We start from the raw sequence: 5,465 nt of genomic DNA, 5'->3' as shown, positions 1-5,465 counted from the left end.
CCGGTGTGCCGCCGTCGGGCACCGAACACAGCAAGCGCGAGCAGCACCACGAAGCCGAGTCCGACCTGACCGGCGGTGAATCCGTTGAGGATGGCCGCCGGCCCGCCGAGGAAGCCGATGATCGCCGCGATCGCCGCGGCGGCACCCACACCCCAGGCCGGCCGCCACGCATCGGACCGGGTCTCGACCGCCGCACCCATGAGGTCCGTGACGTCGGCAACTTCCGGGGGCGGGGGAGCCTCGTCCACGCGGACCAGCCGCAGGATCGTGCCGTGCTCGACCTCCTGCTCGGCGAGTGTGAGCGCGGGGGAGAGCTGCTCTCCCACGGTGGTCATCAGCACCACGGGCCGGGAGGACCGCTCGGTGGTCTCGTCCAGGAGCGAGAGCACCTCGGGCAGCACGGCGGCGATCGGTTCGTCGTCCGGCAGCACGAGGTCCGCCTTGCGGCCCTCGCCCTGGATCGTGACCCGGGTGTAGTCGGTCACTGTTCCCCCCTCACGGGCTCGAGAGTGACCGGGTCGATGACGACGCCGGTCTTCGGGTCGGTGTAGTAGCCGGTGTCGGGGTCGTAGTACCAGCCCATGCGCGGGTCGACGATCTCCCCGTTGGGGTCGGTGGCGAGCATCGTCTCCGGGTCGACGATGTAGCCGGTGCGCGGGTCGATCCACTCGCCCGTCTCGGAGTCGACGAGGAACCCCGTGTCCTCGTCGAGGGTGCGGGTCTCGGTCTCGGGCAGCGGGTTGCTCGCGAGCACCTGCTGGAAGGACTCGATCGCGGCCTCCTCCCGCTGGCGGAGCAGCAGATCCATCACGAACCCGTAGCCGATGCAGCCCACACCGGCGACGGCGGCGAGCACCACGGAGCCGATCAGCCGCTTCATGTTGGTGTTGACAGGGCGGCGGCGGCCCAGGGCCCCGAACGAGAGTGCCGACGACAGACGCGACCGGTGCGTCTTCGTGGTCTGGATGATGATCTTGTCCTGCTGCATCAGCGCGCGCCTCCTGAGGTCTCCTGCGGCTGTGGACGGGAGGTAGGCCCGATCTGGGCAAGGCGATCGCCGAACTCGAGCGTGGCGCCCAGCCGCACCACGGTGCGGACGTGCGGCTCCAGCGGTTCGAGGTCGCCGCCCTCCTCCGCCACGGCGGTCCCGTTCATCGAGCCGAGGTCCGTCACCCACAGCATGCCGCCCTGTGGTTCCAGCAGCGCGTGACTCTTGGACACCGTGCGGGTGAGATCGGGCAGCTGCAGCAGATGCGAGGACCCCTCGATCTGCGACGGGTTGCGGCCGATCACCGTGGGCCCGACCAGGCTGAACGCCATGCCGTTGTCGAGCGTGAGGATGATGGGAGCGTTCAGAGCGCGAGAGGCCGTGAACCGCCACTGCTCGCCCTGGTTCGGAGCCAACTCGCCGGAGCGCGGCATGATCCGGACCGGGTCGTGGCCGCCTCGTACGTCGACCGTGCGGGTGCTGCCGAGCCCGAGGGCGCCGGCCGGCAGGCCGGTGGCAGCATCCACGGTGCGCGTCCCCAGCGCCCGGTGCCCGATCGTGCGGCCGGTGCGAAGCAGGTCGAGCAGCACCACGGCGAGCACCACCAAGCCGGCGGCGACCGCGAGCGCCACCGGCGCGACATCCAGAACCGAACCCACCGCATAGCCGGCGCCGGCGAGCACGACGATCGCCGCGCCGTCGAGCGCCATCCAGAGGCGAGAAGCCGGGCGGGCACCGGCGAAGACCAGGTCGACCGGGAGCGGTCGCCGATCAGCGAGCGCGGCTCGGCTGGGGCCGGGCGGCTCGGTGAGCTGGCGGTAGGCGTGCACGACGCGGACGCTCCAATTTCGGCGGGACATGGCGACGTTAGCGCCTCCGGACGCTCACCATCATGTCCTGTATCCACAGATGGGGAGGTCTCCCCTGGTAGCGCACACCCAGGTGTCCTAGTCTCGACAGCACGAGCCAATGCGCCTGGGAGGGACAACGCATGAACACGAAGTTCTCGATGGAAGCCGACGTGCTGTCGGTCCTCGGTAAGAAGACGGTCACAGAGTCGGAGGACCTCGGGCAGCTGGTCCGTGACCTGTACGACGCCGCGGAGTCGCTGGAGGGCACGTTCAACGGTCCCGGCAAGGCTGCGTTCAACAGGTTCAAGACGCGCGTGGACGACATCTCGACGACGCTGAACAACTCGCTCGTCTCGCTCACCGGCTCGATCGCCGGTCAGCACACCACGTTCACGACCGCCGCCCAGGATGGCGAGGCCCTGCACACGAGCGCTGAGGGCAGCGCCTCCTTCGAGGCCGCCGACACCTCACGATTCTCGGCCACACGGGCCTGAACCTCACGACCGAACAGACTGAAGGGAAGACACGAACATGGCTACAGCAGGTGGTGGCGGCGGTGGCAACATCATGGACCGCAACGACTACAACATTGCGTCGTCCGAGACCGCACAGGCGAACTTCAACCGCATCGCGGGGCTTCTCGAGACGGCACTGACGCGGCGCGACACGGACGTGAAGCAGGCGATGTCGGCCTATCAGGCCGATGGCGTCTCCGACCAGTACGCGGGCGTCGAGCGGGAATGGAACGCCGCAGGTTCCGAGATTCGCCTGATCATCAAGGCGCTGCAGACCTCGCTCTCCGACAACGATGACGTCGCGCGTCGCGCCCTCAGCACGGCGGCCAGCTACGTGCCGGGCGCCTGAGCTCGAACCACGGCACGACCTCACGCACCTGAGTGCGTGACCGACGGCGCCGTCTGCTCCACTTTCGAGGGCGGGCGGCGCCGTTCCTGGCTCTGAGTGCCCCTCACGGACGCCGACGCCGAGATCAGCGCTCGAGGCGACCTTCGCGAGCAGCGGGTTGACGAAATCCCGAGACGACCGCAGCGGCGCGGGTCTCTGCATATCGAATCAATGCCGGGTAGGCGTACGCTGAGTCGGTATGACCACACAACGCGATGTCCTCGACGCCCTTGCCCGCGCCCGCCAGACGTCCAGTCTCAACCCGCCTACCGCGCGGGACGAGCCGAACTCCTCACCGCCGCCGCGCCACCGGGTGATCGTGGACACCGACGCGGCGAACGAGTGTGACGACCAGTTCGCGATCGTCCACGCGCTGCTCTCGCCCACGCTCGACGTGCGCGGCGTGGTGGCCGCCCACTTCGGTCTGCGTCGCAGTGCCACGAGCCTGGCCGACTCGCGCGCCGAGATCGACCGGTTGCTCGCGCTGGTACAGGACACCACCACGCGCGCGGTCAACGGTGCGGAGACCTGGATCCCGGACGAGCAGACCCCGGTCGAGTGCGAGGGTGCCCGACTGCTCATCGACGAGGCGATGGGCGACGACTCTCCGCTGAGCGTGCTGGTGCTGGGGCCGCTCAGCACGGTCGCCTCGGCGCTGCTGCTCGAACCGCGCCTGGTCGAGCGCGACCTCACGGTGATCTGGATCGGCGGCCCGCCCTACGACGGCATCCTCGGCGCGACCGGAGGCGACGCGGGCATCGAGTTCAACCTCGCCAACGACATCGCGGCAGCGAACGTGGTGCTCGGGTCGGGCGTGCGTGTGATCCAGGTCCCCTCGTCGACGTATCGCATGTGCTCGGTCGGATACGCCGAGCTGGAGGAGAAGATCGGCGGCGCGGGGGAGCTCGGCGCCTACCTGCTGCGCCAGATGGTCGAGTGGAACGCGCGCTGGAACCGCTCGGCGATCGAGCGCCGCTCGCTCGGCGACTCGCCCGCCGTGGGACTCGCGCTGAACCCGACCGGTGGGGCGATCCGCCGCCGGCCCGCGCCGAGGTTCGCTGACGACGGCTCGCTCGCTCCGGGGGCTCCGGGTCGCACGGTCGAGGTCGTCGAGACGTTCGACATGCGCTATCTCTTCGAGGACATGTTCGCGAAGATTCGGGCCTTCGCCGCCGCCTCCTGACGCGCAGACCCTTTCAGCGCGGCCGCACCGGCGGAGACAACGATCCGGTAACGCATATTCATTCAGCGGCGCACAGACTTGACGGCGTGAGAGTGCGGTGCCTACGATCCGGCTTGCAACGATTCAAGTTGCCTGTCAAGGAGGACTCATATGCCCCGCACGACCCGCCTCATGCGCAGGCGGCTGGCACCCGCAGTTGCGGGAGCCGCCGCGCTCGCTCTCATCGTCACCGCCTGCGGCCCCGCCGGTGGCTCGGACGACCCGACCGGTGGTGACGACGCCGAGGGCGGCGCCACCGAGTTCAGCTTCCTGACCATCACCGAGAACCCGCAGATCGGCACCGAGCTCACCCGCCTCGCGGAGGGCGCCTGCGCCGACCAGAACGAGGCGCTCCCGCTCACTATCGAGACGGTCGCCCAGGCGGAAGTCAACAACCGGGTGCCGCTGCTCGCCAGCCAGGATGCGCTGCCGGTCATGTTCATCTCGCCGACCACGGAGTCGAAGGTAGGCGGCGACATGTACGAGTCCGGTGCGCTGCTGGACCTGGAGAGCACCTTCAACGACCTCGGCATCATGGACAACGTGCTGCCTGCGGCCGCAGAGACCGTGAAGACGATCTACGGCTCGATGGTCTCGATCCCGTTCCAGTACAACGTCGAGGGCTTCTGGTACAACAAGGAGATCTTCGCGGAGCACGGCATCGAGGTGCCGGCCACCTGGGACGACTTCAAGCAGGCAGCTGCCACGCTCGACTCCGCAGGCGTGCAACCGCTGAGCGCCGCCGGCACCCAGGGCTGGATGATCACGCGCTACCTGAGCACCTACCTGGCGCGCTCGCAGGGGCCGGATGCGCTGCAGCAGGTGGTCGATGGCAACGCCTCCTTCAGCGATCCCGAGTACCTGGAGGCCATCGAGGAGGTCGCTTCGCTGGGCGAGGCCGGCTACTTCGGTGCAGGTGTCACCTCGCGTGACATCGACACCGTGAACGCGCAGTTCTACGCAGGCAATGTCGCGATGGTCTACAACCTCTCGTCCACGCTCTCCACGATGTACGACGAGGGGCAGAACCCGCTCGGCCCCGAGGCGTTCGGCTTCTTCCCGTTCCCCGAGGTCGAGGGCGGCGCCGGCAGCATCGCGGACTACCCGGCGAACACCGGCACGGTCACGGCGCTCAATGCCAGCCTGTACAACGACAAGGTCGGAGACTGGCTGGTCTGCATCTCCGAGAACTACGGCAGCAGCCTGATGGAGAACCAGGGCGCAATCTCCGGGTTCGTGCAGAACACGGAGGTCGACACTCCGGAGCTGGTCAGCGAGGTGGTGGCACAGATGGAGGGCGCCACCGGCGCCGTGATCTGGTTCGAGGCGCCGTTCGGTGCGCGCTTCGGAGACGCCGCGGGCAACAACGCCGGCCCGCTGCTCGACGGCGGAATCTCGCCCCAGGACTACGCCGCCGAGCTGGAAGCGGCCATCGCCGCCGACGGCTGAGGCGGAGTCGCGGGGGGGGGGGGGGGGGGGGGGCGCGCGCCCCCCCGCCGCC

At 69.0% G+C, this 5,465-nt stretch carries 7 protein-coding genes; 4 read left to right on the top strand and 3 right to left on the bottom strand.

What is annotated here, in order from left to right:
- The 3 genes from ACOJSN_RS20390 to ACOJSN_RS20380 all read right to left on the bottom strand — a co-directional run.
- Positions 1 to 485, bottom strand: a 485-nt coding sequence (locus ACOJSN_RS20390; RefSeq protein ID WP_420114312.1) for an EsaB/YukD family protein, incomplete at its 3' end; no start/stop codon positions are given.
- Positions 482 to 988, bottom strand: coding sequence for an OCRE domain-containing protein (locus tag ACOJSN_RS20385; protein WP_420114311.1), 507 nt, complete (start codon positions 986 to 988; stop codon positions 482 to 484). The genes ACOJSN_RS20385 and ACOJSN_RS20390, both read right to left, overlap by 4 nt.
- Positions 988 to 1,848 (bottom strand): FHA domain-containing protein, encoded by an 861-nt coding sequence (locus ACOJSN_RS20380; protein WP_420114310.1) that lies wholly within the window; start codon positions 1,846 to 1,848, stop codon positions 988 to 990. Before ACOJSN_RS20380 ends, ACOJSN_RS20385 begins: the two co-directional genes overlap by 1 nt.
- A gap of 131 nt (positions 1,849 to 1,979) precedes the next feature.
- On the opposite strand from ACOJSN_RS20380, the gene ACOJSN_RS20375 reads away from it, so the two are divergent.
- From ACOJSN_RS20375 to ACOJSN_RS20360, 4 genes are all read left to right on the top strand, one after another.
- Positions 1,980 to 2,333: a hypothetical protein gene (locus ACOJSN_RS20375; protein WP_420114309.1), complete on the top strand. Its 354-nt coding sequence runs from the start codon at positions 1,980 to 1,982 to the stop codon at positions 2,331 to 2,333.
- Positions 2,334 to 2,406: 73 nt separating this feature from the next.
- Entirely contained in the window at positions 2,407 to 2,703 is a 297-nt protein-coding gene (locus tag ACOJSN_RS20370) for a hypothetical protein (protein WP_420114308.1), read from the top strand.
- A gap of 238 nt (positions 2,704 to 2,941) precedes the next feature.
- Positions 2,942 to 3,925: a nucleoside hydrolase gene (locus ACOJSN_RS20365; protein ID WP_420114307.1), complete on the top strand. Its 984-nt coding sequence runs from the start codon at positions 2,942 to 2,944 to the stop codon at positions 3,923 to 3,925.
- A 150-nt stretch (positions 3,926 to 4,075) separates the two neighbouring features.
- Positions 4,076 to 5,413, top strand: coding sequence for an ABC transporter substrate-binding protein (locus ACOJSN_RS20360; protein WP_420114306.1), 1,338 nt, complete (start codon positions 4,076 to 4,078; stop codon positions 5,411 to 5,413).
- Positions 5,414 to 5,465 lie beyond the last annotated feature (52 nt).

Source organism: Pseudactinotalea sp. (assembly GCF_048594945.1).
Taxonomy (GTDB): Bacteria; Actinomycetota; Actinomycetes; order Actinomycetales; family Beutenbergiaceae; genus Pseudactinotalea.
Note: the sequence above shows the minus strand (reverse complement) of the source record. Positions and strands in the feature narration are given on the sequence as shown.

Coding starts and splice junctions, on each gene's coding strand:
- ACOJSN_RS20385 (WP_420114311.1), bottom strand. CDS start 988: ATGCAGCAGGACAAGATCATCATCCAGACCACGAAGACGCACCGGTCG.
- ACOJSN_RS20380 (WP_420114310.1), bottom strand. CDS start 1,848: ATGTCCCGCCGAAATTGGAGCGTCCGCGTCGTGCACGCCTACCGCCAG.
- ACOJSN_RS20375 (WP_420114309.1), top strand. CDS start 1,980: ATGAACACGAAGTTCTCGATGGAAGCCGACGTGCTGTCGGTCCTCGGT.
- ACOJSN_RS20370 (WP_420114308.1), top strand. CDS start 2,407: ATGGACCGCAACGACTACAACATTGCGTCGTCCGAGACCGCACAGGCG.
- ACOJSN_RS20365 (WP_420114307.1), top strand. CDS start 2,942: ATGACCACACAACGCGATGTCCTCGACGCCCTTGCCCGCGCCCGCCAG.
- ACOJSN_RS20360 (WP_420114306.1), top strand. CDS start 4,076: ATGCCCCGCACGACCCGCCTCATGCGCAGGCGGCTGGCACCCGCAGTT.